The sequence below is a fragment of the Sorangiineae bacterium MSr12523 genome, assembly GCA_037157775.1.
GTDB classification, from domain to species: domain Bacteria; phylum Myxococcota_A; class Polyangia; order Polyangiales; family Polyangiaceae; genus Pendulispora; species Pendulispora brunnea.
On sequence record CP089982.1, the window covers coordinates 12,357,772 to 12,384,243 of the forward strand.

The 26,472-nt window shown below is 61.2% G+C and carries 17 protein-coding genes and 1 pseudogene; 5 read left to right on the forward strand and 13 right to left on the reverse strand.

What is annotated here, in order from left to right:
• The first annotated feature begins 1,211 nt into the window (after positions 1 to 1,211).
• From LZC95_48880 to LZC95_48890, 3 genes and pseudogenes are all read left to right on the forward strand, one after another.
• On the forward strand, positions 1,212 to 1,550 hold the full coding sequence (locus LZC95_48880; protein WXA94350.1) for a phage integrase N-terminal SAM-like domain-containing protein: 339 nt from the start codon (positions 1,212 to 1,214) through the stop codon (positions 1,548 to 1,550).
• A 397-nt stretch (positions 1,551 to 1,947) separates the two neighbouring features.
• Positions 1,948 to 3,112 (forward strand): annotated as a pseudogene (locus tag LZC95_48885) (IS91 family transposase).
• A gap of 848 nt (positions 3,113 to 3,960) precedes the next feature.
• Positions 3,961 to 7,593 (forward strand): CHAT domain-containing protein, encoded by a 3,633-nt coding sequence (locus tag LZC95_48890; protein WXA94351.1) that lies wholly within the window; start codon positions 3,961 to 3,963, stop codon positions 7,591 to 7,593.
• Positions 7,594 to 7,640: 47 nt separating this feature from the next.
• Here the strand turns inward: LZC95_48890 and LZC95_48895 are convergent, their stop codons facing one another.
• From LZC95_48895 to LZC95_48925, 7 genes are all read right to left on the reverse strand, one after another.
• A complete protein-coding gene (locus tag LZC95_48895; GenBank protein WXA94352.1) occupies positions 7,641 to 10,907 on the reverse strand; it encodes a CHAT domain-containing protein in 3,267 nt (1,088 codons plus the stop codon).
• A 582-nt stretch (positions 10,908 to 11,489) separates the two neighbouring features.
• Positions 11,490 to 12,173: a hypothetical protein gene (locus LZC95_48900; GenBank protein WXA94353.1), complete on the reverse strand. Its 684-nt coding sequence runs from the start codon at positions 12,171 to 12,173 to the stop codon at positions 11,490 to 11,492.
• Positions 12,170 to 12,775, reverse strand: coding sequence for a hypothetical protein (locus LZC95_48905; GenBank protein WXA94354.1), 606 nt, complete (start codon positions 12,773 to 12,775; stop codon positions 12,170 to 12,172). Before LZC95_48905 ends, LZC95_48900 begins: the two co-directional genes overlap by 4 nt.
• A 200-nt stretch (positions 12,776 to 12,975) precedes the next feature.
• Positions 12,976 to 13,809 (reverse strand): hypothetical protein, encoded by an 834-nt coding sequence (locus LZC95_48910; protein WXA94355.1) that lies wholly within the window; start codon positions 13,807 to 13,809, stop codon positions 12,976 to 12,978.
• Positions 13,810 to 14,211: 402 nt separating this feature from the next.
• Positions 14,212 to 14,913, reverse strand: coding sequence for a hypothetical protein (locus LZC95_48915; GenBank protein ID WXA94356.1), 702 nt, complete (start codon positions 14,911 to 14,913; stop codon positions 14,212 to 14,214).
• A gap of 17 nt (positions 14,914 to 14,930) precedes the next feature.
• The gene (locus tag LZC95_48920; GenBank protein ID WXA94357.1) at positions 14,931 to 15,449 is read right to left on the reverse strand and encodes a hypothetical protein; all 519 of its coding nucleotides are present in this window, start codon (positions 15,447 to 15,449) and stop codon (positions 14,931 to 14,933) included.
• 67 nt (positions 15,450 to 15,516) lie between these two features.
• Positions 15,517 to 15,918, reverse strand: coding sequence for a hypothetical protein (locus LZC95_48925; protein ID WXA94358.1), 402 nt, complete (start codon positions 15,916 to 15,918; stop codon positions 15,517 to 15,519).
• 364 nt (positions 15,919 to 16,282) lie between these two features.
• Here LZC95_48925 and LZC95_48930 point away from each other — a divergent pair, with 364 nt between their 5' ends.
• Together LZC95_48930 and LZC95_48935 are read left to right on the forward strand one after the other, a co-directional pair.
• On the forward strand, positions 16,283 to 16,534 hold the full coding sequence (locus LZC95_48930) for a hypothetical protein (protein WXA94359.1): 252 nt from the start codon (positions 16,283 to 16,285) through the stop codon (positions 16,532 to 16,534).
• 3,147 nt (positions 16,535 to 19,681) lie between these two features.
• Positions 19,682 to 20,209 (forward strand): hypothetical protein, encoded by a 528-nt coding sequence (locus LZC95_48935; GenBank protein ID WXA94360.1) that lies wholly within the window; start codon positions 19,682 to 19,684, stop codon positions 20,207 to 20,209.
• Between the two features lie 2,002 nt (positions 20,210 to 22,211).
• On the opposite strand, the gene LZC95_48940 is transcribed toward LZC95_48935, so the two are convergent.
• The 6 genes from LZC95_48940 to LZC95_48965 form a co-directional block, all read right to left on the reverse strand.
• Positions 22,212 to 23,990 (reverse strand): IS66 family transposase, encoded by a 1,779-nt coding sequence (locus LZC95_48940; protein WXA94361.1) that lies wholly within the window; start codon positions 23,988 to 23,990, stop codon positions 22,212 to 22,214.
• Positions 23,991 to 24,035: 45 nt separating this feature from the next.
• Positions 24,036 to 24,371 (reverse strand): IS66 family insertion sequence element accessory protein TnpB, encoded by a 336-nt coding sequence (gene tnpB / locus LZC95_48945; protein WXA94362.1) that lies wholly within the window; start codon positions 24,369 to 24,371, stop codon positions 24,036 to 24,038.
• Complete coding sequence (locus tag LZC95_48950; protein WXA94363.1) at positions 24,371 to 24,736, reverse strand: hypothetical protein; 366 nt, start codon at positions 24,734 to 24,736, stop codon at positions 24,371 to 24,373. The genes tnpB and LZC95_48950 overlap by 1 nt, the downstream gene beginning before the upstream one ends.
• A 47-nt stretch (positions 24,737 to 24,783) precedes the next feature.
• Positions 24,784 to 25,143, reverse strand: coding sequence for a hypothetical protein (locus LZC95_48955; protein ID WXA94364.1), 360 nt, complete (start codon positions 25,141 to 25,143; stop codon positions 24,784 to 24,786).
• A 320-nt stretch (positions 25,144 to 25,463) separates the two neighbouring features.
• The gene (locus LZC95_48960) at positions 25,464 to 26,042 is read right to left on the reverse strand and encodes a hypothetical protein (protein ID WXA94365.1); all 579 of its coding nucleotides are present in this window, start codon (positions 26,040 to 26,042) and stop codon (positions 25,464 to 25,466) included.
• A 224-nt stretch (positions 26,043 to 26,266) separates the two neighbouring features.
• Complete coding sequence (locus LZC95_48965) at positions 26,267 to 26,470, reverse strand: hypothetical protein (GenBank protein ID WXA94366.1); 204 nt, start codon at positions 26,468 to 26,470, stop codon at positions 26,267 to 26,269.
• Between the last annotated feature and the right edge of the window lie 2 nt (positions 26,471 to 26,472).

Below are 26,472 nucleotides of genomic sequence, written 5' to 3' on the forward strand. Positions count from 1 at the left end.
CGCGGGTGCTCCGGTCCGAGTAGCCGCGGTGCCGACGCTATCTCTGACGAAGCGGCCGGTCGCTTGTGCGTCGGAAGAAGCAATGATCGGTGGCCCGCCCACGCGACGGGGCCGACGAGGGTGCCCGGCCGACAAAGCGAAACAAAGCCCGGCGCGTCGACCCCAGTTCTTGAGCGGTCGCGAAGAGGACCCCGAACCCGCGGTCGGGAGAGGCAAGTCCGCGGATTCATTTGGTGCTTGCTTGCGGAGGTTTGAGTTAAACCGTTTAACTCAGTGAGTTGAACGAGCTTCGTTTCGCTTCGACCCGGAGCTCGATCTGAAGGTCCGAAATCGCCCGCTGGCGACCAACGCACGCCACCAGCGGCGACCCTCGCCAACTTTGTCTTCGAGGGTGAAACTCACTCGAAGCCCTTTTCTCGTCGGACCATGAGGACCCGCCTGTTCACCACCGGGTCATCCTCATGTTCTCCTACGGTTGCAAGAAGCTCCTTCGGCCGGAGGGGAACCTGCGACCCACCGGTTAACTGCGCAATGCACCGGCGATTTGCTTGGCGGGCGTACGAGCAGAACCTCGTTGGCCGCGTGTCGTGATCCCCCGTCGTTTCCAAAGCGGCTCCGAGACTGGTGGTGGCCTTCAGCCATCGTCGACGGGGTAACGAGAGAACGGACTGGGCCGCCACTGTATCGCGAGGACTGCAGCTGCCTTCGCAGATGGCATTTTCACCCGCAGAAATGCTGATGCGACAATCGCTTCCACACCGCCCTGGAACGCCTTGTCCGACCCTATGGGACGCTTGTCGGGGGGCTATGGGACCGCCTTTCGGACGTACGGAACCAGTTGTCCAAGCTCTGGAACCGCTTTGTCCCGTGCTGCAAGTGTCTGCGCCCTCAGAGGCTGCCTCTGCAAGCTTTGGAAGCCTGTTCGCGTGCACTCTGCAACCGTTTCTCACGCTTGGTGCAGCACGTGCCGATCGCCAAACGAGCCTATTTTTCTGCACAAAAGCAAAAAACCCAGGGCATGGAACCCTGGGTCTACTTCGTGCTCTTTCACTTCAACTTAGCGCCTATCTCAGCAGCGGAAAGAGCAAGGATTCTGCTGTGATTTTCTTGAACGAAGCCGCTGCGCGGCGGGGGTGGTCTTGACGGTGCGTTCAGCGTCTGGTGTAGGACAAGCGCCGCGGTAAAAGAGCGGCAGCCTCCTTGGAGCGGCGGTGTTGGAAGCACCGGCCGCGAAGGAGGCTGCCGTGGGTGTTCTACGCGATCGAATGATGCAGGATCTCGAGCTGGCCGGCTACGCGGAGCGCACGAAAAGAGCGTATCTGGACTGTATCCGGGCCTTCGTGAAGTTTGCACGGCGCTCGCCAGCCGAAATGGGCTCGGAGGAAGTTCGCCGGTGGGTCGAGCATCTCGGTCTAAGTGGCGTTGGTGCGGGACGGATGCATCAGCATATTGCCGCGCTCCGGTTCTTCTACACGAAAACCGTATATCGCCCCGACGCGGTGTCTTTTTATCGTACCCGAAGCTTCCAGACCGGCTACCCGTGGTGCTGAGCGCGGAGGAGATCGAGCGCGTGCTCGCCGCCCTGCAGATACTGAAGTATCGCGTATTCTTCACAACGATTTACGCGACGGGTCTTCGAATCAATGAGGGCTGTCAAATCGACACATCTCATATTGACGCTGCGCGGAGTGTCATTCGCGTGCTCGGGAAGGGCCGCAAAGAGCGGTTCGTGATGCTCAGGCCCCGGTTGCTCGGGCTCCTGCGAGCCTACGTCACAGTTTCGCGACACACCTGCTCGAGCAAGGGACCGAATTGCGCATCATTCAGGTCTTGCTCGGACACGCCAATGTCGCAACGACCGCGCGCTACGCGCGCGTGTCGACAGCACTTATCTCCACCACGCCCAGCCCTCACGACAAGTTGCGCAACCTGGGCTGACGCTCGCCCATGTCCACCTGCCCGGCACCCGCCGGGCGGACACCCTTCGACATCGCTGACATCGTGCGGCGACACCGACACGAGTTGGAGCGAACGGAGTCCGTGACGCTTTCGCAGCGGCGCGTACTTTCGGCAATCGAGCTGTGTCGCACCGCGGCCCTTGGGGGCCATGTCGAGGTGTGCCGCGCGTGCGGACATCAAACGCCAGCGTACAATTCCTGCCGCAATCGACACTGTCCCAAGTGCCAGGCGCTCGCGCAGGAGCGATGGATTGGTTCGCGCGCGGAGCGCCTACTGCCGGTGCAGCATTTCCATGTGGTCTTTACGGTGCCGAGCGAGCTTCGTGCGCTCGCCAAGTATCGACCGCGCGAAGTCTTCGGCGCCCTGTTCGCCGCGGCGAGCGAGACGCTCGCCGAGCTTGGCGAGACACATCTTTCGGCGCGCCTCGGAATCACGATGGTGCTTCATACCTGGACGCGAGAGCTCGTCTTTCATCCCCACGTACATGCCATCGTCACGGCCGGTGGGCTCGCCCTCTCGGGCGATCGTTGGATAGCCTCCCGTGCAAAGTATCTCTTCCCCGTGCACGTGATGGGAGCCTTGCTTCGCGGCAAGATGATGGCCACTCTCTCGGCTCTTTATACGAGGGGAGCACGAGGCCTTCCGCGATTTCAGTACCCCCGTAGCCTTTGCATGCTGGATGTCGCGCCTGGCCAAGACTTCGTGGGTCGTCTATGCGAAAAAGCCCTTTCGTGAAGTACTCCACGTGCTGCGGTACCTTGGCCGCTACACCCATCGCGTCGCCATCGCCAACAGTCGCTTGGTCGATGTAACCGACGAGGCAATCGTATTTCGTACGAAAAGCGGTCGAACCAAAGTCCTCACGCCGGTCGAATTCCTCCGACGCTTCATCCAACACGTCCTCCCGAACGGCCTTCACAAGATCCGTCATTATGGCCTCTACGCCGGCGCGAGCGAAGAGGCTCATGCGGCGGCGTGCAATTCGCTGGCATACACACCGCCGGTGCGTGGCGAGACTACGGTCTCCTGGAGCGTCTTGCTCCAGCGCGTCACCGGTCGCGATATCGAGCGCTGTCCCAAGTGTGGCGGTCCGCTCGTGCGTGTCGCTGTTGCACGAGCCTTGGCCCGCGCTCCCCCGTCGAGGGCTGCATGAACACACGATGGCTCGAGTCTGCCGACTTCACGTTTGCTCCGCGGACACGCGGCGATCTGCGCGGGAGCCGTCCCGTACACGCATTTGTGCGGCCACGCTCTCCGACGCGCACGTCCTGCCCCCATGCACATCGCTTTCTGCCATTGCGTTTCACGACAGGTCCTACCCGCCGCTGGCCCCTACCCCCGTCCCGCCACCTCCGGCTCAAGCCGAAACTCCCATAGCACGGCGTTGTCGCTCCCCGCCGCTCCGGGCCTGTTCAAGAACGCACTTCCCCGACGCTCGCACATCCCCGCGAACCCGTGACCTCGGTCCTCGCTTCGGCCGGGGAAGTGCTCATTATTTGTCCGGTTCGCGCTTGGACGCATTTAAGAACGCTTCGTTCTTAAGAATCCCGTCCTGGATCCTTAAGAATGCTTTGTTGGAACGTAAGTAAAATCAATAGCTTACGACGTGCTCCTTCAGAGCCCGCCGGTCCGAATGAATAAATGACTGAGGTTGCTGCGTAGTGAGCGGGAGGGCTCGCACGAGATGCAGCGGGATGGACTGGACCGTAACCTCAGTTCATGGCGTCCCACATTAATGCCGTGCTTGCTTAGTTCCTGTGGTGTCTAGATAATTGATAAGTTCCGTTGAAGGGCGCTGCTCTCCATCCTCAGAAAGTTCTTAACAACGGCGATGCAAAGTCCAGCCCGGTTCCTTGGGAGGCCTCAGGCGCGTAGCTGAGGGGCAACCGCACGGGAGGCGAAGTAGTTTGGTGCGCGCCTTCTCGTCTGGTTCAATCTTGACGACGGCAACAGTTGACCTTGTCCGTCTCTCCGCCGCAGTGCACGCTGCCTGGCGCTCTCATGGCTATTATGGACGAAGTCCGAGACGCGCCCTCGCCGAACGCCTTGCTGGAGCTTCTCGTGCGCGAGCGCTCCTTGCGGCACGACGCCGCGCTCAATGACCTCGCCGAGAAACTCGCGCGAGATGCTGCCCAGGAATCGGACTCGCCCCTTGGGGACTACCGGTCCCAACAGGCCGGGTTCGTCGCTGAGCTGCGCGACACCATTGAGGAGACGCTGCGCGCCGACAGCCTTGCCCTCCTTGTCGCGGTCTATGAGGGCCGTCAAGTCCTCTTCACGGAGTCGTTTTGGCCGCTCATGCGCGCGCTGGCCTCTGACGCGTCGACCGCTGGCGACGCGAGGCGCGAGCATGCGTTCGCTCGCGTTCTTGCCGTTTACGACACCCTCGTTCGGGCCCTCGACCAAATCTCGACACTACGCGATCAGTCTCCCGACGAACTGTCCGTGTCGTTGCGACCGGGAACGATCTATTCCGATCCCGCGTTCCACAAGTGGCTTTCGGTACGTTGCCGCGCGGCGGCTTGCGCTGGAAGTGAACTCGCGCCAAGAATCGCGCAGCTTCGGGAGTGGCTGGTGACGCTTTGCCGGGTGACCGAGTCGCGCGCCAACGTGAGCGGAGCCTCCGACGGCAGGTTCTCGCTCTACGCGTCCGGGGACATGGCCGAAGCATGGCTGATCATGCGGCCCGATCTACACGCCCCCTTCGACGCGCTTCTTAGCCGCGTTTCGGCCGGCGAGCTCACGGTCGAGCAGGCTGTCGCGGCGGCCATCGCTGACTTCGCCCGCGACGAAGACTCGGCGCCTTTCTATGGCGCGTACTTTCTGGAGCGTGCCCTTCGATGGTCCGGTGGCGCACTGCTTACGCCCGCCCTCGACGAATACCGCGTGCTCTGCGACCGGCCCGGCGAAGCGGCCATTCGCGCAACCACCACGCTACGGTACGGGACGGCGCTCGTTCTCTACTGGCGCCCCGCAGGACAAGGGCAAGTCGCGCTCGAGGATGCGGAGGCGCGGCTCGCGTCGGCCCGTGGAACCGTCTCGCCGAAGACGTCGCCGCGTCTTGTGCGCGATCTTCATTTCGCGCGCGCCCGGCTCCTGGAAAACGTGGCGATCTGGACTCCCGATCGTCTTGCCGAGGCGCGGGCCGAGTTCGAGGCGGGCCTTTCCGTGGAACGGGTCGCCCACGAGCGAGAACCACGCGGCCGCGCTCTGGGGGGCCTCGCCAATGTCCTTGTGGCCCTTGCCCGTCGAGGCATTCACGTCTCGCTCGAGCGGATCGCGTCCCTCTACGACGAAGCCCTTACGTTGCTACCGAACGAGGACTCGATCAATCGCGCCATCGTGCTCAACAACTATGCAGTGTTCCTGATAGAGGCACGGGACACCGATCGGGCAACTGACTTCGAACGGGCGCTCACGTACGTCGACGAGGGGCTGGCGATTGCGATCCCCATTCGCCGTGACCCTGTGTGGGTTACCGACGCGATAGCGAGTCTCTATCTCACCCGCGGAAACATCCTGCGCCACCGCGCCTACGGCGATCTCGAGGGACGCCTTCGGGCGGCGCGGGAGAGCTTCAGTGCAGGAACGCGTTTCGCGTCTGCGACGTCGGAGCTCGGGGGACTTCTGCGGCTCAATCAGGCGTTTCTGAATGAAGAGCTAGGCCGCCTGACGGGTGACCCGACCTTCGAGGAAGAGGGCTATCGGTGCCTCGTAGAGGCACAGGAGTGCCTTGGAGGGCACCCTCTTCTTTCGCTCATCGTCTCCTTCGCTCAGGCTTCCTTTGCCCGTGCACGTCCAACTCCCGAGGCAGTAAGCTCGGCGCGCGATGCGCTGAAATCCCTCCGCGAGCGGGGCGACCTTCACGAGCTTGCGGGGAGGGCGCATCAGTTCGGAAACCTTCTGCGACGGGCAGACGAGTTGCCGCAGCGCGAGGAAGGTACGGCTTTGCTCAATGAAGCACATCGGCTGTACGGCCAACTTGCCTTGCGCACCGAGGAGCTCACGGCCGCGCGGGATCTCGCCGAAGCGCTTATCGACGACAGCCCGCCGGGCGACCCGCAACCTAACCTAGCGAGAGCCGAGGCACTTCTCGAAGAAGCGAGTGTTCACGCAGATGAGGCGTGGGGGCAGGTGCCCACGATTGAGTGGCGCTTGTCGTCAGTCGCCGCCAGCAAGGTCCATGCGGATCTCGCATGGCTTCGCGTGAGGCGCGGCGCGCCGATCGCGGAATTCGTGCGCAACGTCTGCTTGGCGAAGAACCGCGAACTTCTTGAACACACGCGCCTGCTCGCCGGGCAGCTCACCGGGGCGCGGCTCGCAGAGGCCCGCGCGGCGCAGAGCGCTGCGCTTCGCGAGGAGCAGGTACGGTGGCGCACGCAGAACGCCGCGTCGGCGACGGAGTCCACGTTCTCGGAGGCAGCCCGCGCCGCCGAGACGATCGTACGCGCCCGGGCCCTACAGGCGATCCATGCAGGGCGACCTGAACGCTTCGAGGCAGCGCAGATCGAGGCACAGCTTGCGTCCTTTTTCTCGGCAAACCCAGAGAGCACCGTCATAGACGTCACGCTAGGATCCTTGGGTACCGTTCTGGTTGTCGCAACGGCCACGGGTGTTTCGGTCCACGCGCTGGATCTGCGCTCAATCGAAACGAACCAAGCTCGCGACGACTGGTGGCGAGCTTGGTCCCGGTGGCGGGAGGCCTCCGCTCCGGACAAGCACCATCGCTACGCGGAGTGGAACGCGAGTACCGAGGCACTCCTCGCTCTCGTCAGCGAACGACTCCTCGGCGCTTCGCTGTCCGCTTCTATGATTGACGGCCGCGATCTGGTGGTCATCGCGGGCCGCTTGAGTGGGATCCCGTTTCATGCAGCACGCGTGGGGGGCACGCGCCTTCTTCTGCGTGCGCGATCCGTCGCGTACGCAACGAGTCTTGCGCGCCTCCCGGGTCGCGAGATCCGCTGGCGCGCTCCAAGGAGCGCCCTCTGCGTGCTCAGTGACCCGACTACGAGCGGGCAGGCGTCTCTCGACGCATCGCCCGGAGAGCTCTTGCGCGTCGCCCAGCGTCTCTCGCAAGGGGGGACAGATGTCACCGTCCTTGCGTCTGTGGGCGACCGCGTGGGCATGGGCGCCCTTCCTCCTCACGCCTTCGCGGACACAATCCGGGTCGATGGTCGCCGTCCAACGCCGAGCGTGATGGCCGAGCTGATCCCACTCACCGACACGCTCGTGTATTCCGGTCATGGTTCTGCAAGCGGGCTGCTGCTCATGACGGACGAGGGGCGCGGCGTCGAATGGAGCGTCGAGGACGTACTCGGAATGGATCTCAGCGCCAGGCGCCCGTTCGTGCATTTGAGTGCGTGTTCGACGGCGTCTGAGGCGGTGGCGCCGGCAAGCGAAATGTTCAGCTTCGCATCGTGGCTGCTGCGCGCCGGAGCCCGCGAGGTCCTTGCCGGCGCGTGGGAGGTGAGAGACGACCTGTCAGCGCTCTACACGGATGCCTTCTTGGACGGGCTAAGAGAGAACGCGGACCTTCGGCTGCTGGCCTCCGAGGCAACGCGACGACTACGCCTACGCGTGGGGGACGCCGATCTGGCTTCCTGGGCCCCCTTCCAACTAATATTCGCTGCGTAACGGGGACGTCCACGGGGCGCGCCCGCCGCGCCGTGCGTCAGGACCCGCTACGCAAATCGCGCGCGAACATCGCCCACGAAGATGTACGCGAGATAGGTCGGCGAATCGGCGGCGTACCGCTCGCGGATGTCGCGAAGGACATTCGCGACGGGTTGTTTCTTGTTGATGGCGCCCAAGGCGACTTCGTCGAGGACCCGCAGCGCATGACCATCGTAGACGGGCCAAAGAGGCGCGATCATGCCTCCGTACTTTCGGCGCACGAAGGCCTCCGCCCACCCCGCCGCGGATGCCAGCGAATCCGCGCTCCCGGCCGTCTCGCACGCATTGAAGAAGACGAGCGTGCGGCCCTTCTCGGCCATCCGGTTGTTCCCTGCGCGCACTTCGACCGATGCAAGTGGGTCATCTTCAAGGTAGACCTGCGATCCTTCCGCGCCACCGAGAAAGCACCCGTGCCCGGCAAAGTGCAGAAACGAAACCGGGGTGGATGGCAGCGTTTCGAACAAGCCGAGAACTTCCTTTCGAGTGGGCGTGACCTGCTTGGCGCCGTACTGGGTCCGCAGATGCTCGGATTCAATCTGCGCGCTGGGCAACGGAGACATCGCGCCACTGCGCGTGTAGTCGGGCGCGATCGTTAGAATCTGGCCCCTCGGGAGCTGCGTGGTGAGGAGTGTCTGGTAGTCCAAGAACCAGCGCGCCACCGGGTGCTTCATCGCCAAGAGCCCGGCGCCGTCGACGGTGTCGGGCCACATCAGCTCCCAGGGGACGTACGGGTCATCGGAAATGAACTGGATCTCGAAATTTTCCCGTTTCTCAGCGAACAGCGCCGCATACGTCTGCCGAAAGCACTCCGGCGCCGCCGCCCAGAGCTCACTTCCGACACCGCGAAAATAGGCAAGATGCGTCGCGCGGCTCGGCGCTGCCCCTTTAGCCAAAGTCCGCACGTACTCGCTCGGTGCGGTAATGCGGCAGGTGCCCGACATCCGAAGGGGCAGGTCGCGCACGGGCTCGCGGACGGACACCATCCAAAGCAATTCGCCAGGCTTGGACGGATCGGGGCGCACGATCTGGACCGTGAGCATCGGTGGGGCCATCTCGTTCGGCGAGACATCCACCGCGCCACGAAGAGAGGTTGGCTCGACCACCGTCTCAGCGGCTGCAGGAGATAGCCCCAAGGCCGGAGGTGACCCCGTTGCCGGGCGCGCCGCCACGCGAAAGAACGCTTGCGCGGCGCCGACGTAACCGCCCTCAACCCAAAAGCTTACGGAGACCGCGATCTCCTTGCCTGCAACCGCATCGGGCGCGACTTTTGCGGCAAACGAGCAAAAGATGCCTGGCCCATCCCTGCGCACCAAGATGGTTCGCACATCGTCGCCGGCGCGCACGAGCAGCTCGGGCGGGGGAACGAAACGGGCCACCACGGCGATCTCGTTCCGTTCGCCCAGCCGGAAACGCAGCAACCCCAGAGTGTCGGGGGCCGGCGCAACGACGAGGTCGACGTCGACCGAAATCGATTCCTCGGGGGCAAGGGCTCCGCGCAGGGTCACCTTGGGCAGCCGTTCGACGCTGTGATGCGCGATGGACTCAGCCTCCGTGACGCGAGCTTCACCCCGGAACACGCCGCCGACGTCGGGCGGCCGCGGCGGCCGTGCTTCACCGATGGACTTTGGCATCCCGTCCTCAAGCACCACCCAGCGGTTTCCCCAGGCCTTGGAGAGCGGGGCGGGCGCAGCGCGCAGAGGAGCGGCGGCTCGGTCGTGAACGACCAGGCTCTCCTCGTACTCGTGAAGGTCGAGTGCTTCATGGAGAGATAGCTGTGCGTCGCGGTTCCGCCCGCCGAAGGGCAGCTCCTCGACGCGAAGCGCGTAGTGCCGGCCGTCGGCCCGTACGACCACCCCGGCACCTCGGGCGAGGTTCGCGACGGCGGCCGCCGCCGCCGAGACGGCGCCGCGGGCCTCGAGCACGGCCTCCACCCTCGACCAATCTACAAGCCCCTCGACGAGCGCCGCACTTCGCGTCGTGCCGGGTACGTCACAAGCCGCAAAGACGTCCGAGACTGGCGTTACGCCCGCGCCGCCCATCACCGTCACGCGGTAGGCACCCGGTTCCGCGACGCGCGCATTTCCGCGGTGCCAGCCGTCGTCGGACCGTGCGAGCGCCACCACCACCGTCCGACTCGACTCGACGTGCACTACATAGGCGATGAGATCGATCGCATCAGGAGGCGGTTCCCGGCCACCGTTTCGCGAGAACGTCGAGCTGACTGGACGGCACGCGATCGGAAGGAGGTCGCCGACCGAGATCACGTCGCCCACCTCGAGGGAGAGGCCAAGGCGTTCGGAGACCCCAAGCCCAAAGCGGTACCGGTTTGGGTTCGAGGTCTGTTTGGCCCAAATGCGGAACGGTCCCACGTCGGCGTCCGAGAGGATGCCCTCGAGCTGCTGCAGCACCTCGGGAGCATTTTGCAACGACGCGTGGCGCTCGGTCGCGTAGCGCTCAACCCCCGAATTCGCCCACTCGTCGGGCGTGGCTGACAGGCGCGGCACAGTGCTGTCGCCCTGGAAGTCCTGCCCCCCGAGCGTGGCGAGGAGAGTCGCCCCCGACGCAATGGGGCGTGCCGAAAGGCTCGTGACTTGGTGAAAGCCTACGAACGGGAAGATTCTCGTGCCCGTCCCGGCGTTCTTCGCGGCGGCCGCGGCGTCGTCCATCTCACGGTAGAATGCCCGAGCGGCTGCCACCTTCGCGGCGTCGAGGTTTGGGATGCTTACGAGGTTGTCCGTGAGGTGCTTGAGAGCTCCTGTTCCGTCGTCGATGCACGTGTAGGTGGGAAGCAGCTGATACACGGAGGTGAACGACCGCACCATCGCCGTGAGGTCGACGGTCGAGATAGGCCCCAAGTCTTGTCGAAAGCCGTTCACGAGCACGTCGAGCGCGTTCATCGAGCCGCGAAACGGCGTACCGAAGGTCACAAGCCCGCGCGTGAACTCGCGACCGCCAAGCTTCTCGATGTAGTAACGAGCGACGAGGCCACCCATCGAGTGACCTAGGAACCAGACCTTCGCGTCCCGTGTGCCGGTCTCTCGCCGATGATTGTCGAGCCAGGCGGGAACGCACTCAGACAGCCTTCGCGCAGCCACACGATTGTCCCGCCGCCAGTCATAGGGAAATTCGAAGTAGTTCTGGCCCTCCGCGAGGCCGAGACGTGACTTCAACATCGAGGCGATGCGAGTGTACCCGTCGATTCGCCAGAAGCCCGGTAGGATCGTCGTGTCGGGAAGGAGCCTGGTGGCGACGACGTCGTCGACCGAGTCGTCCATTGAGTCGCGTTCGAGCGTGAGCGCGTTGAGATTCCTCCCAAGTGTCGTCAGCGCCCGGAACAGCGACCCAGCCCCGAGCGACCACACGTCCTTGTCTGCTTTTCGCAGAACGCTACCCAGGATCCCGGGGAGTAACACCACAACGTCGGCAAACGCCATCGCCCCTCCTTCGGATCTGCCTTTATCTTCCCCCATCCGGCTCGCGGAACAGTTGCAGTGTAGTGTCACGCGCCTGAAGTTGCTACCGCGTGTTTACACGTGATTGTGCCTTGATCTCGGATTGCGTGGCGCGCGCCATTGAAAACGGTGAGAGCGCGGCGGGCTTCTCCGGACGGGCAACTTTGACTCTTTGCGCCACAGACCGTCACCCTGCCCGCACGGATGTCGCGCCACGCGCACGCTGCGCTGGCCGCGCGATTGAACGACGTGCTGCACGAGGTGAAGTCGTTTTCCGTGGGGCTACCGTGTTGCCACGCCCCGCGCTCGCGTCCCTACAGCGTACGGGAATGGATCGGAGGTCGCGACCGAGTTGATCGACGCGACGGAGGCGGTCGAAGGGGGGCGCTCAACGGTAAGCCCCGATTAACCGGTTCCGACCACTGGCTCCGATGAAGGCCCGGTGTCGTTGCCTATGTTACCGCTAACTTCGATCGTAGAAGTCAACGGTTCAGTCAGAGGAACCGGCGATGAATTATCGGGGGCCGCGGGGGCTGGTGCGATGTGACGATGAATCCGCACCAACCGATGATACTTATCGCACGCGGCCTTCACTTCCTCCTTAGCCTCCTCTCTCTTGGGCAGCTTCTTGCCGCAAGGATAGGCCAGTTCTTCGAGAGCATCGCCGATCGCCGCGAGTCCGGAGAGCCCCGACTTTTCCGTCGCTACAATGTTAAAATGACATACATTTCCAGGCAACGGCGCATACTGCGCAACGATCCGAAACGGAACTAGCTTCGCCAACTCCTCAATGTCTATCTCAGCGACGTGTTGATAGAGATGTGCATATTCGTGGAGAATAATCGAGCAATCCGGATCGCACATACATTCGGCGCAATTTACCGAAAAGCCACGTTGCGTATCCTGCCAATGCGACTCCTTGACTCTATACCCGTAGACCGGTGGATTGTCGGAGTCCTCACCATAGACCTTGGAGATCTCTGTCCGCTTCAAGTTCCGAAAGTAGCGACCAACTTCCTTCTCATCACCGAAAGCCAGTCCAGATGGTGCAGTGGTCGCCGCCGCACAGTCGGCCTTGCGCGTCATCATGAATCGTAGAACGTAAGCAGGTGATTTCTAACTGCAAGAGCGTGGTGAAAAGTGCGCATTTCCCGATGAGCCGCTGCACCTCGTCCTTTTCGTTCCCACACGTGCACGTTTACTCCGGGCCAGGGCAGTTCGGATGGGGCGACGAACCATTGCAGCCTGCCGATATCATTTTCCCAATCGACAACGGCGCGTCCAAGCGGGCCTTTCTCCAGCGTCGCTCGAAGGTGCGTGTTCCTCGGCTCAGCAAGAATGTAGCCAATCAGAAGTTTGGTTGACTCGATAGTCGCTTCAGGTAGAGCGCAGCCATCTTCGTCATTTTTGCCCAAAGGCCGTAATCGGTCCGAAAGCCACTCCGGAGGCTCTGGTACAACTGGGCGCTTCAACTTGCCGAGAAGGAGGCGTGTCTTAGCCTCCGCAAATTGAACGATGTTGTCGAGTTTTTCCCATATGCGACCTATTCGGTCTATCGCAAGCTCGGGCGAATACTGTTCGTAAGCCTCTTGAATGTTAGTTTTGATTGTCTCGAACGCTGCGTCGTTAACATCCGGACCATGCTCTGATTCGTACTCCTTGGCGAGTATCCGCTTCTGGAGACGGTCCACTTCGATGGGGACGCGAGTGCTCGTTATTACGACAGCCTGGCTCGAGGATTGAGCGTCAAGTCGAGGCCGATGCTCAACAGCGTAGGAGCCTTGGCTTATCTGTCGCACAAGTTTTTCAACATCAACTCCGCTGTACGCAAATGGAGGTAGCGTGCGCGGCGTGCGTCCGGGACGTCGGTTCGAATCTGCCCCGTGCTTGCTCATGTGTTGTCCTCGCTGATTTTTCTACCGATGTGAGGCACGATTATGTCTTTCTCGTTCATCAGATCCAAGATCTTGGTGAGCTTCTCCCGCGCGCCAGTCGCTTTGGTGCTCAGTTCCTCAAGCTGCGTTCGTGAAAGGCGGACCTCCGTGACGGATGAAAGGCCGTTCACGTCCGTGCTCACGACTCGCAACGTAGTCAGTAGTACCATCCCATCGATCTTGGCTCGATCGTCACTAAAAACAGGACGCGTGTCGCAGTAGATCTGAAGCTCGTCGAGAGAGGAGCCCGTCCCATTTGCAATCCGCTCTGCCTTCCATTGACGGGCGAGCGGCTGGGCCGCTAGGAATTTTGGGAGCCGCTCGGCGAGACGCTCCCGTTCGCTGCGCGAAAGCCCCTGTTGCTTCTGAGCTTCTTCCTCCTCCTCCTGCTCCGAAAGTGCTCGTTGGACATCGCTAACAAAGTCATCGATCTTTCGATCAGATTGCCGCCACCACCGATCGACTTGACGAATGAGTGCCGCCACTCGGTTTGGGTTCTTGCTCGTGGTGCATGTGGCAACGATTCCGGCAATACCTCGTCCGTCAAGGAATCCCGGATAGCGTGCGAGTTCTGTTGCAACGCGATCGAGCTCTTCGTCGGATAGTTCAAGAACCGCGCGAGCGTCCTCCGCGAATTTCGGTGAATCGAGCGGCAGATGCTCCGCGGAGAAACGATGTCCTCGTACGATGATCAGGGGCTCACTCATTTTCACATTCCGGTTGAATAGAGCGAAGACTACCACGCTCCCGGTGGCTACATGCCCCAACACGGAGGAATCGGCGATCGGCATATTTCACCCGATCCGGAGAGGTTGCCTCATCCGGCTGGGCAAGAAGAGCCCCGGTGGGGTCTGCGCCGCGCGCGCCCCGAGTCGACGCGAACCACGCGGTATGACCAGAGGTATCCGGCGCCCGGCGCGTGCCCCAGCCAACGATCCCCGACCTGCTGCCTTCGGACGGCTTCATGCGGTGTGAGCGTATCACGCGCGCAAGCGCTCGCCATGCATCGCGCCCGGCGGCGTCACGGGTCAAACACGCACTCTCAGGCGAACGAGGACAACTGACCGAGCGAGCCGTTGCGCACCGCCTTCGTCTCCTCGCGTCGCTCGAGTGCCAAGCCGCAGCCCAGGCACAGGGGGCGCTCAAGCGCGTCTTTGACTCGAGATGGTGGCGCGCATGCCCGGGCGATGACTTCACAGCAATCTCCTGAAGGACGCCTCGCCGAGGCGAATGCTGAGAATGGTCGAAGCGAAAAACCAGGCGATCATCGATTCACTAAAGTCCGTAGTCATCCAATCAATTCTGTATCGTCGCTGACCCAGATGGGAGAACTCATTGCGCCACAGGATCAGCGTCACCATAGTCTCCGATAGGCGCTTATCGAGTCGGCAGCGAAAGACTCTCTGAATGCGTGTCGGCCACGTTGGTGGCTTGGGAGGGGCCGACGGCTTCAACCACGTGATGATCTGATCTTTGGCTATCGCGGGATCCGGGGACAGGTGCCTCACGTATCGACGACACGTCGCGCTTCGCTTGAACTTTGAAATTTCTGCTGGAGTGAGCCACCAATTTGCAAAGTCCCTTGTAAACAGCTCCAGCTCTGAGATGGAAAACAGCGTAAATAGCCGAAAGGCGGCAGACATGCCTTGTTGCGGCGAGGCCGCAAGCCGTGTTACTTCATCCGCGCTCTTCGATCTGTCGCGTGTCTTGTACTCGGTCCGAGCGGTGTGAAAACCATCTGAGAATACCCGGACTATGGCGATTGTCTCGTCGAGCGAGCTTCGGAACGCGCGGACGAGTGCGCGTGGTTCTTTGGGAGATTCCCGTCGCACGCGCTTTTCAGTAGCCTCCAGCGCAAGGGTGACGTTGCCAAGGTCCTCGACGAACGACTCCAACCGTCGTAGACGTCTCTTCAGAAGGTGCAGGCTGCGGCGCGGATATTGGGGCAAGTGGATATTCTACTGGCAGCATGCGACTCCCGCATCACCGCACTCTTCTCCGGCCGCTCGAGCGCCACGCCGCACCCAAGGCACAGGTCGCGCGCGAGCGCGTCGTCCACTTCGAGATGAGCGCTCCGCATGACGGCGGCGATGAAGACCACGGGCGGCTGGTACCGGTGGACGGTCACGTAGTGGTGGATCAGCGACGGCGCCGCGAAGGGAGTCCCATCGGCGCCGACGGCGCGGATCTCCGCCTGGCCCTGCGGGTGCTGCTCGTTCTCGCCGGACGGGCAAAGATCGCAACGGTGCATCCCTCGAGTCGCCTGCGTGCGCGCGTGCTCCACGAGCTGTGCAAGGCGCCCGCTGAAGGCTGCCGGCACCTCCCCGGCGGGGTAATCCTGACCCCGTTCGAGCCACCCAACGTTCAACGTCGAGGGCGACGTACTCTTCGCTTGACCATACGTGTATGGCGTCAGGTCTTCAAACCACATAGCGCCACCACCATATCAGCCTCCGAGGAGCCAACAGAGCGCGCAGCTTCCCCGGCAACACACCCGCTCAGGCTCCTTTCGCGCGTCGCGCTCCGCGTTTGGGAGATGCCTTCGCCTTCGTCGTGGACGCGGCAGCGACCTTGGTGCGCCGTTTCGGCGTGGGGGCCACCTCCGCGCGCGGAGCCTCCTTAGGCAAGGACTCGAGGTGGCGCCGAAACGTTCCCCCAAACCATGCGCCGAGAGCGCTGAGAAGCCTCATGGTGCGCGCGCGATCGGCGACCCGCGCCTCCTCGTCGGTCGCTGGCCGTCCGCCGAGCGTGAGCCACCAGCACGCGCCCCCGTACTCCCCGTGGAAGTCTTGATTGGCGCTGTCGGAGGCGTACCGCGCCGATTGCGTCTCGACGACGAAATATCGGCATCCCTCCTTCTCCGCACTCTGATCGTCTAGCCGATCGTTTGCCAAGATCATCGAGTGAACCTTCGTCTCCGAGTGGGCTCTTGATACGTTCGAACGATTCGCCCTTGATGGTCTCCATGATCCGTATTTCCGGCGTCGGCTGCCCCTTCTTCTTGATGACGTACACGTTACGAGTCGGGATGCCTCATGGTCTGCCACTTCATGAACGCGAAAGTATGCGCCGAGGTGGCACTTCAATTCGCGGCCATGGTGACTGCAGCGGCACCGAAAAAGGACCCGCCCACCGAGCCCCCATCGGAATCGCCGACCCTCGACACGACCGATTACGTCAGGGCGGTTATCACCTTCCGACAAAGGGGCGGTGTATCGAGCACCGATTCGCGCGCAAGTTCGTTTTCGATCCGGAATAAGAACGATGAAGGTCAACCCCTTCTTCAAAAAGGAGATTCCTATAAAAACGATGTTCGACGCACTCTTCAATACGATTCTCAGCAACAAGGTCAATGTCGGCATGGAACACATCAACGACCCGAAATTTGAGAAGCCGTTCCATGCGCAAGTCGAAAACCTCGAGGAATGTGGACGGCGCATCGAGAAGGCATTCGACCGTGCCGGCCACAGGAAACTCGTCTCGTTCCTCGAGGAAGGCACGCGATTGAAAGCGTAGTTCGAGAGACTGTTCAACCTGGTTCTCGAACGCAACGTCGAGGAAGCCATGGCCGACTTCAACGACGCGGAGTTCGACAAGTAATTCGCTGAACGGCTACAAGAGTTCGACCGATATGGACGGCTGCTCGACGAGTCGTTCGACCGTGCCGGCCAGAACAAGGTTGTCATACTGCTCGAGGAATGGACACGCCGAATTCGACATCCAAGGATGCGTGCGGCGGCCGAGAGGCTTTCGGAGTGGGCCATCAGCGCGACAGCCATGGTGTATTACCGCGGGTCGTTGCAGGCGTGATGACTGAGAGCACCGCCCAGCAGGCGCTCTCTTTTAGCTCCGCATCCGTCTTTGGCTGTACGGGAGCCAAGACGTCGTGATCGTCTTCGTCACCACAAAGTCCGCTGCCCTGCACCGTATCCGAAAAATAGCGACGGTGCCCATTCGAAGCTGCGGGGTGCAACATCTGAGCGAGTATGCATACTACCCACACCAAGGCCAAATACGAAGTGCGGAGGACAGCGGTACGAAAGCCCCGATGTCCGAACAGACATTTCGAACACTTGAACAGCGAATATCGATTCACCTCGACGAGGCACTACATAACTAATTTCAAGTGCGCTTAGAGCGAGCGCAGGATGAAGCACGGCCGACAGCAAGCCCGCGCGTCCACTAATGTATCCCAGCGCATTCGACGTAGAGTCACCTGTCGGCATTAGCGCTCCAAAATCGGCCTCCAGATATGGCGACCAGCGAATCGGAACGTGCCCCGCAAGCGAGGAATTGATAATACTTATCAACCCGCGGGGATAGTGTCTAAGCCCAAACGTCAGCGGGACCGCATGGCCGACATCTGTGCGAACCGGCGCTGTTACCTCGGCCAGCGCCCATAGAAGCGGATCTTCGAGCTCCGATTCAAAATCGCGTTCGCACCGTGGGTTTTGAAAACGTCCACGCGTATCTCGGAGCGGCGGGCACTGCGGAGCGCCACGATAACAGTCTCCGCTGCACAAGGGTGGCTCGAAGTCCCACTCCGGAGCACCGTGATTCCTTTGCCAAGTATTAAGAGTATCTAGAACGGACCCGTGATGACCATCCGCGTCCTCAGTCAGCGTGAAATGCGTATCGACAAATCGCACCCAGACCGATGCCGTTTTCGCAGGAGACACACCGCTACGCGTCAATTCGTCGATCGCGCGAAGAAGGGCTTTAGTGGCTCGCACGGCACCAGCTGCCCGCGGTGACAAGCACTTTTGGGGGAGCGGAACACGGGGGTGGCGTTCCGCCGCGCAGGCCGCATCGATTTTCCCCTTATTGAGATATTTTGGCGCAACGTAGTCGTTATCTCGACAATCTGACGCGGCATGATACCGTTCTGAGTCGAACGGCTGCAACCAGCGATAAAGCGCAATAAGGTCCCAAACCTTCAGACGAACGATTTTACTCGTCTCCCACGCCTCGGCGTTCTCCCCGAGGGGTTTCCTCTCGGCATGCGCCTCCGAGTAAGAGTCTGTAGTTGAGTGAATTAGCGCTCGCATGATGTTGTGCGCAGCCGGCCTTCCCTTCGCTCGAATCGCGGCGTCTGCAAGGTAGCCTATATAGCGACGACACCTCGGCAGTGCGGCGTACCCGAGCATATACGGTAGCCGCGTTGGGGGACTTTCTGCCCCTGGGCGCGCCGGCTTAGCGTCGTCCTCGGGCCCGGCCATGAAGTGCGCGCACTGGCCCGCATAGCCCGTCTGGAGAACGAAATCCGCGTCGATGTCGCCATTGTCCGCTACCAGGCAGGACTGTCCCCGCCTTCTCAAGCACGTCCCGAGGTCGACCCCGGCTTGGACCTCTAGATATCCACCGGAGACGAGCCGCTGCACGAGTTCTGGCCCCTGCGGTTCCGCTAACAGCTCCGCGTATGCCTCGGCCTCAATAGCCTCATGCCCCTCAGCCTTGAACCCGTGCGCCAACTTCGGTGCGACAGTTATCGCTGTGGCTACCACAAGCGAAACCGCAAGACGCATACCGAGGCACAAATTGGATTTCGACATTTTGTCTACTCAACTCCTTGCGTCTGCCCACCTCACTCGGCGAAGACTTGAGCCGCGTTGGTGTCCGCCCCCCCTCGGCAGGCACCGACCCCTGCCAGGGCGTGAACATTAGCGGCCCAGTAGGTCGACCCAGGTCACCTCCGGCGTTCGATGTTTTCATCGGCCCGAACTCAATACGAAGGCACCTTCACATGCGCCGTCCTCTTCTCCGCGTCTTCTCGGTCCTCGCGAATTAAATTGCGACTTCGAGCACGCCACCGCAATACCCCACGTACATTCATGGAGACAAAAAAAGCAACCTCAATTGCTATCTAGGCAACCGTCTGGTGCCGACCCGCGCGCTCGAGCCATCAAAGTCTTCCGTCGTCTGTTTGCCGCACGAACTGCAGCAAAAACTGGTGACGCAGTGCTCGAACGGTACGCCTCGGCCAAGTGCACACGGCACTAACCGAAGGCCCAATTCGGCTAAAGCATTGAAGAACGGCCATTCAAAGCTAACAGCTGATTGCTTTTGGCTCGTTCCAGCTCGAGCCGGGCAGTTCCCGGTTGCCGTTGACATGGGATTGCATCGCACACACTTTGGTTCTCGATTGGGCCGCGACGCGCGCGAACTGAGCCATGAAAAGACGTCCCCTCACCTTCCTCGGTGTCGTTCTATTGGCCCTCGCTAACGCTGGCTGTCCCTGCCGTTCAACTATCGGTGGGGTCTGCGCCCCATCATCAAACGAGTCTACTTGTCTCGACTCCACGACCGTTCCAGGTGCTTATGACTAGCGCTTTCAGGCTGACCCAAAGAAGACCTCTTCTGGCTGTTCTACCACCATGATTTGAGGGTGTCTGAGCAGCTTCATTCAGCAACATCCTCACGCCCTGACAATATACGTGGCGCGGTATCACGACGGCTTATGCCTGGCGGTCACGAAATAACAGCATTTCACACGTCAAGTCGAAGCAACAACATTCGGCCGTCCGCACGCTCCAGCACACAATACATTCCAAAACAATATCGATTTTAAAACAGTCGGCAACAAAGCTCTTATGACGCGCTGACGTTCATAACGGAGATCCCCCTATGAGATGTCGCTCAGCAGTAGTTCTCTGTCTCATTGCCATGGCGCTGCCGCGCCCCGTCGTCGCACAGGAAGCGCTACGAATCTACTTAAAGCGTCCTACGCCATCTATCCGAGCGTCGGAGCCAACGCTCCTTCCTGCGCTTCGTGACAGTGGCTTCGTAAGCGTACTGGACGCTCCCGCTGACAAGGTAAAGGCAGTCGCGGATACCGAAGGTGCCGAGGCGCTGTGGCTCGGTCCTTCCGTGGGATTCGACGTCGTCACCTACCACTCGGAGGAAAGCAAGCTAACGGCCGGCATTATCCCGGGTGTTGGTTACGGCATCAAATGGAAACCGTCTTGGTACCATCTCAACAAATCACTTCTTGCCGCAGACCTCTTCATACAGGGCGTCCTCGTTGCCGGCGACTCAGATAAAGGAACCAAGGACGTGTTCAACTTCGATCTGCTGCCCGTCGTCACCATCCTTGACTGGGTCGGCGTCGGCTTTGGGGAGCGTTTCCACGTAGGGCCCGGAGCAACGAGCCCGGACCTGATTATCTCCTTCGGCGTGAAGACCTCCACCTAAGCCACTCGGTGCCGCCTTGGTCAGCATCGGATCCAGAACATCGTTCATAGGGAACGTAGGCCTGCCACTCAAGCAGGCGAGCATTCCTAGCCCACCACGTTGCATGCGAGCGACGGCGTTGCAGCCGCTTCTCCTGCGTGAAGCGCGAGACTTCCGAGTATGCCCAAAGCGAGCGAGCGGCAATAAAGGTGGCCCGTGGACGACGCCTTGAACGAGATTTGTGCCTTGGGTGCGGTTTGGCGCTTGAGCGCCTCAGCTATGGATCAGAAACCTCGGTGCGCATTAGGATAGTTTGATAGGGATTTCATGTTGATAGCGTGTAACAGAGGAGCATCCGACCATCGTCGGTTGGCCTCGCGTATCGCGACGGCAAAAGAAACGGAGCATATTCGTCGCCGTCTTCGCGGACCGTTACGCCCTGGGCATTCTTACGCTTCTCCTCGTCGAATGGATTGGGGGTGCACTTCGGATTGTTTTCCCCGGCCGTCGCACAAACGAGGCCCAGGGGACCCCGACACGGCGTTCCATTCCACAGCACCATCGGCTCTGATGGATCGACGCAAAAGGTCCGCGACGACGTCAATTCATCACATTCGACTCACGTCGAGGCGCGCGCCCATGTGATAGAGAGAGGGCGTTCGCAGTCGTTCGACACGAGGGAGAATCCGTCATGTCATACGAAGAGAAGTTCTCGACCTTGATCGAAATGTGCCAAGACGCCGAGCGCGAGGGCTTGGATGTCGTCGTGATTCCGGAACCGTCGAGATCCATCCGGGGAACTACATGGCGGTTTCGCACCATGGAACAGCCGCGACTATGATACGTGATGCGCGCTGTCTCTCGCGACGGCGCGACCATGTGCATGGGAGCTTGCAATGAGGTTGTTCGTCGAACTGCTCGTCCGATCTCGTTTGGTTGGGTTGATGTTCTGCACTGCGGCCGCTGTCGCAGGTGCCTGGGCGTTCGTTCACTGCGTTCGGGAACTCGGCGAGTACGGCGACGCGCCCCTGCGCATTCGGTGTGCGGATGCAGCGAACGCTCCCCGCTGGGTTAAGCTCGAGGCGGAACTCGATTGTTCGCACGCGAGCGTTTATTACCAGTCGGACAAGGTTTGGCGCTCCTACGCGCCCGCCATGTGCGGGCCGGAGGAACCTGCGATTGAAGTCGGTTTGGACGGCGCGTGCCACACCGGATTTTATGCCTACACGGGTCGGTTTGCACTCGACCCCAAACGCAACGTCTGGACGCTTTATACTTGGGGAGGGCCGGCCAACTCGCGCTTAGGGGTACTCGCGGGCGGGCTCTTCATTGCGCTTGGCATTGGCCTCCACTTCGTCTTCGAGAAGCAGCGCCGCAAGCGTGGTATACCCCGAGGACGATGGCTGCCCTAGGGCAGTGATCGCCATGCGGTGGATTACGACGAACGATTCCGATCGACCCATACTGGAGGGGCCCCGAGGATGCGCCGATCGCCGTGCGGAAATACGTCCCTCAATAGCCGATTGGCACCCCAACTCGATTGAGCCTTTCGGGGTCTACCCGACGCCTGTTACGGATCGAGGGTGTCTCCTACCAGGTCCTCCGCCGTTGGCAGATCAGATTGCAGATCCAATATGAAGACGTCCGTCTTCTTGTGACGACGGAACCCGAGCTCCGACCAGTATGCGCGAAGCTTCTTGAAGGCGCCCTCCCTGTCCTGAGGGAAACGTTCGAGATCCCTCTGTTCGCGCCACTTGGTTGACCTGGGCGATCGACGTTCGGGCGTGCTTGCATTCGAGAACTGAAGCGGAAACGGCTTCATGACGGCGATTGCGCACCCTCGTCCGAAGGTTTCGATCGCCCGGAGAACAGCCAGGTGGCCGAGCCGCCGGCCACGGTGCTTCGGATGGACCTCGACGTGATCGATGATGAGGTATCCGTCCTGCGAAGCGCGTCGTGACCAGGTCGAGCAAGCGACCTAGATTCGACGCGAGGGATGACGGAGCTATCGAGCGCAGCGCTGTTATGGGGACTGGCTGAGCGGCGGCGGAATGGTGATCTTGCCCAAGGGGGCGTCGAGCTCCTTGGGCAGGAGTCGAGCTCGGGTCGCGATCCAGTTCATGGGAGCAAGTTCGATCACCCGGTTTCTGGGCCAGCTGGGCAGGACGCGACAGAGGTCGCGCAGGTACTGCTCGGAATCGAGTCCGGCATGACGCGCGGAGGCGATGAGCGACAGCCATGTGCAGGCCACTTCGGCGGCGTCGTCCGAGCCGAGGTGCATCCAATTTTTTCTTCCAATTGCGACATGGCGGATTTCGCGTTCGACATCATTGTTGGAGAGCGGAATTCTTCCGTTCGTCAAAAATCGCGTCAAAGCGGCCCAATGATTGAGGCTATACCGAAGGGCGCGCGACAGTGGGCCACGCGGATCCACGGTGGAATCGGCGAGGAGCCGATCGCGCTCGCGGGCAAAGTGCTCGATGACGGGCACGGACCGCTCTTTTCGGACAGCAAGGCGACCTTGGTGAGAAAGACGAGCGGCGTCCCGCTCAATCGCGAAGAGCGCGTCCGCGAGTTCGACGAAGGGCCGCGCGCGCATATCGGTCGGCATGGCGAAGAAATACTTACGCCTTGCATGCGCAAAGCATCCTGCCTCCGTCGGCCCAAACGGAGTTCGAAAGAGATCATCGTAGACGCTCGAAGCGTCCGCCACCGCGATGCCTTGAAATCCTTCGAGCCAACTTTTTGGCATATCGCTGGTGTGAAGAGCCGAATAACGGAAAAAGACTTGCGCACGATCGGCAAGCAGCACCCAAACATGAGCTCTTCGATCGTGCGGAGTGTCCATAACGCGCACTCCCGTGGCGTCGATGCCCATCACCTGGCACTTCGTGATGGCCTGCTCCCAGGCCGCATCGACCACGATCCGGGCCGTAGGCTCGGCGAGTTTCTCCCACGCACTCAGGGTGGAAACAGAGGCATCCAAACCGTGCCGGGCGATCATCTTCGACAGGCGCGTGTACGGAATATGGTCCGCCCATTTCGAGTGGATCGTGTGAGCGAGCATGGCCGGGTCAGGCAAGCCGCGTGGGATCATCTCGTCGGGCACAGATGCAATGTGCACCGTCGTGGAGGCGTCGTCGTTGTCTTCGGCGAATTTCTCTCGGACCACACGAAGGCGTATATACCCTGCCTTACGATAGGCAAGACGATACGAAACCTCTTGCCCGATGCAGCGTGTTCCCTCGGGAATTTCGTCAGGTGGAAGCTTGACCGTCTCGACGGGCAAGTGCTCGGGAAGCGGTCTACGGCCATGTGGCGTAGCGCGCTTGCGGACGCCACTTGGCGGCGGTGGTGGGACCGGAGTGACCTCCGAAGGGGTCTGAGCATCGCCTGGCTCCGAAGCCGTGCGCTCGGATACCGGCTCCGCGTCAGCGGCCATCGGGCTCGCGGTGGCATCTTGCGAATGGGCGTCGGCCGGTTCGGCGGGAGGTGCGGTTGCACCATCGGCCGAAAGTACGATGCTCTCGAGCAGCAGCTGCAGCGCGCTTGCGGGCAGCCGCTCGCGTTTTACGCCGAAGAGCAGGGTGGACAGGCGCGCAACTTGCTCTTGGAGTGAGGCTATACGCGTACGCTGAGATTCGTTTTCGGTCTGTAGCTTCGCGTTCTTATCGCGAAGGTCACGATTCTGGGCAACGATGGTGGCGATCGTGTCCGAGGATGCGCCCCGGGCCAGCGCGATGACGAGGCTGGCGGCGAAGCTTCTATCCTGGGGTGCGATGGGCGCCACAGCTTGATGCATCGACGATGCATGTATAGCACGATATCGAATCGAGCGAATATAAAATCAGTGAATATTGCTCTTCTTCTTATTCTCGACGGCGAGACCTTCGAGGAATCGAGCAAACGCTTCGGGGCTCATCTCGACACGCGATGCACCCTCGTTACGGGGTGGTGGGACGAATACCCCAGAGTCCAAACGTTTATAAAGAATTGCGTATCCGCTGCGGTCGTAGAATAAAACCTTGCATCGATTCGTTCCCTTGTTGAGGAAAACGAAGAGTGAACCGCCACGAGGGTCCTCGCCGAAACGCTCGCGCACAATTCCTGCGAGCCGGTCGAAACTGACGCGCAGATCCACCCGCTCGACGCTCACGAAAATGCGGACGTACGCAGAGAACATCAACTTTCCTCCAGCACGCCGAGTAGGTCGCGAAGTGCGGCAGCGCTACCTCCCGTCTGCACGCGAAGAACGCGCCCCGAACGGAGGATCACCTCGACGTCCCGATAGGGTGTAGAGCTGCTCAGCATCGCGACCGCCTTTTCAACGGGCATTTTGGCCGCGAAGGTTTCCTCCGAAGGAATTATCTCGACGAAGCCCTTTACGGCTTCAGCAGCCTTGCTTTCCGCCGCAATCCGCCTGTCCCACCAGATCAGCGTCCGCGGATTCCAGCCGTGCTTCTTCGCATAATCGGCGGCGCTCTCCCCGCTCGCCTTCCAGCCCGCGATTCGCTTTTCCCATTCAGGCCTCTTCGCTCGCTTCCGCATGCACGTGGAGTCTGCGGATCGACGGTACCGTCGTCACGACGCGGTCCTCAGGAGGGATACATGATGAGGACGTCGTCCCCTCCATCTCCATCGCTGATGCCGTCACGGAGATGATTACCTGGAGTCGCGAAGAGAAGCTCGTAATAGTTGCAAAGATTCTGGTCGACCGAGTCGCAAACATCAAGCAACGCGTCGCCTTCGCGGATCGCGCGCGCCGCCTCGATGACGTATCCGACCACGCGTCCCGCGTGCTGGACTTCCGGGCTGCTCCCATCGCCATCGGGGTCCCAATTTATGCGGGCCTCAAAGTCGAGCACATAATCCGAGGGCTCGCCTGTCGGAAAGAGAGGACGTCGGAGCGAGAACTGAATGTCGTAGTCGTAGTTCTCGGGAGCTTCTCCCGCCATGGCCGGGGTGTGCGCGCGACGAGCTCGTCGAGATCGGCCATCCACGCAGGGCGTAGATATGGGCGGAGCACCTCGATGCTGGCGCGCATAGCGCGCAACGCTTCGTCCGGCGTGAAGCCGTTGTCCTCATGGCCGTTGGGATCGGCGAATGTCAGTGCTTCGAGCATCCGCCGGTACAAGAACACCTCGAGGTGCGGGGCCTGCACTACGCACTCGTTTCGCAACGTCGCGACTTTCGTCGACGGTCACCGTGACCTGGACCAAGCATCATCCGAGGAAGACGTGTTCCGGCTGCCAATAGTCGGGGAACCCGGACGATCCTAAGGCAGAAGCCCCGCGTGACCTTCGGGCAACAGTCGGAACGAACGCAGGAAAGAGTCGACCCGGTCTTGCGGCTCTTGCGTGCGGAGGGGATAGGTGACGATTACCGCGTAGAGTCGCGTTCCCACGATGTAGTTGCGACTTAGGTAAGCGATAGGACCAAACGGTGAGTCACCGCGGGCACGCAGTTGACGACCGGGAAATCCCTCAATCGAAATACGCGTCTCCTCCTCGATTACACCATTGAATAATCGCATGATGCCATCGCGCGTACCGTCCAGATCTCTTTCATCGTCGATGGGAGTAGCGCGCTTCAAATCGATGTAGTCTACGGTGAAGTAGACGGCGCCCTTCTTCGCCTCGGCCCGATGAATCGTGCAGCCCGGGTCGAGTTTTTCTGCTCCGATTTCAGGGGTCATGCCAGGGGGAAACTCGACCGAGAACCGCCCTTCCAAGCTACGGAATGGCTCATGATGCAGCGTGGTGCTCGATACCGCCGGCGCGGCCGGAGTGGAAGCCGTCATGCAGCCGAGAAAGGAGGCGGCCGTTGCGCTCAGAAAGAGCAATGAGACCTGCACTGCGAGCCCTCTACGAACTGCACGCATCCCACAGATTGCATCTCCGAGCCACGAACAATGCTCAGCATCAATCCGTAGCCCCTGTCCCGATTTGTGGTGCATGCCCATGGCATGCGCGAGCATAGCATCGAAGACTCTTGTGGACACGGCCCCCGTGCCCGACGAAACTATCTCGCTCTCCACGCTGCACGTGGGAGAGCAGCGACGACATCGATTCATGAACGCTACTTCGCGTATTGCTGCACCCACGCATAGGCGTTCTGGAGCGATTCGAGCGCGTCAGGGCAACGGTCGTACTTCATGTCGCAGGTGCGGCAAAACTCAACGTTCTGAAGCATCGCATCGAGGCCACCCGCGTCCTTGGGGAGGAACTGGTGCATTTCTCCGCTCAGGGCTTTTTGCTCTCTTCCGGCCTCGCTGCCGTACACGC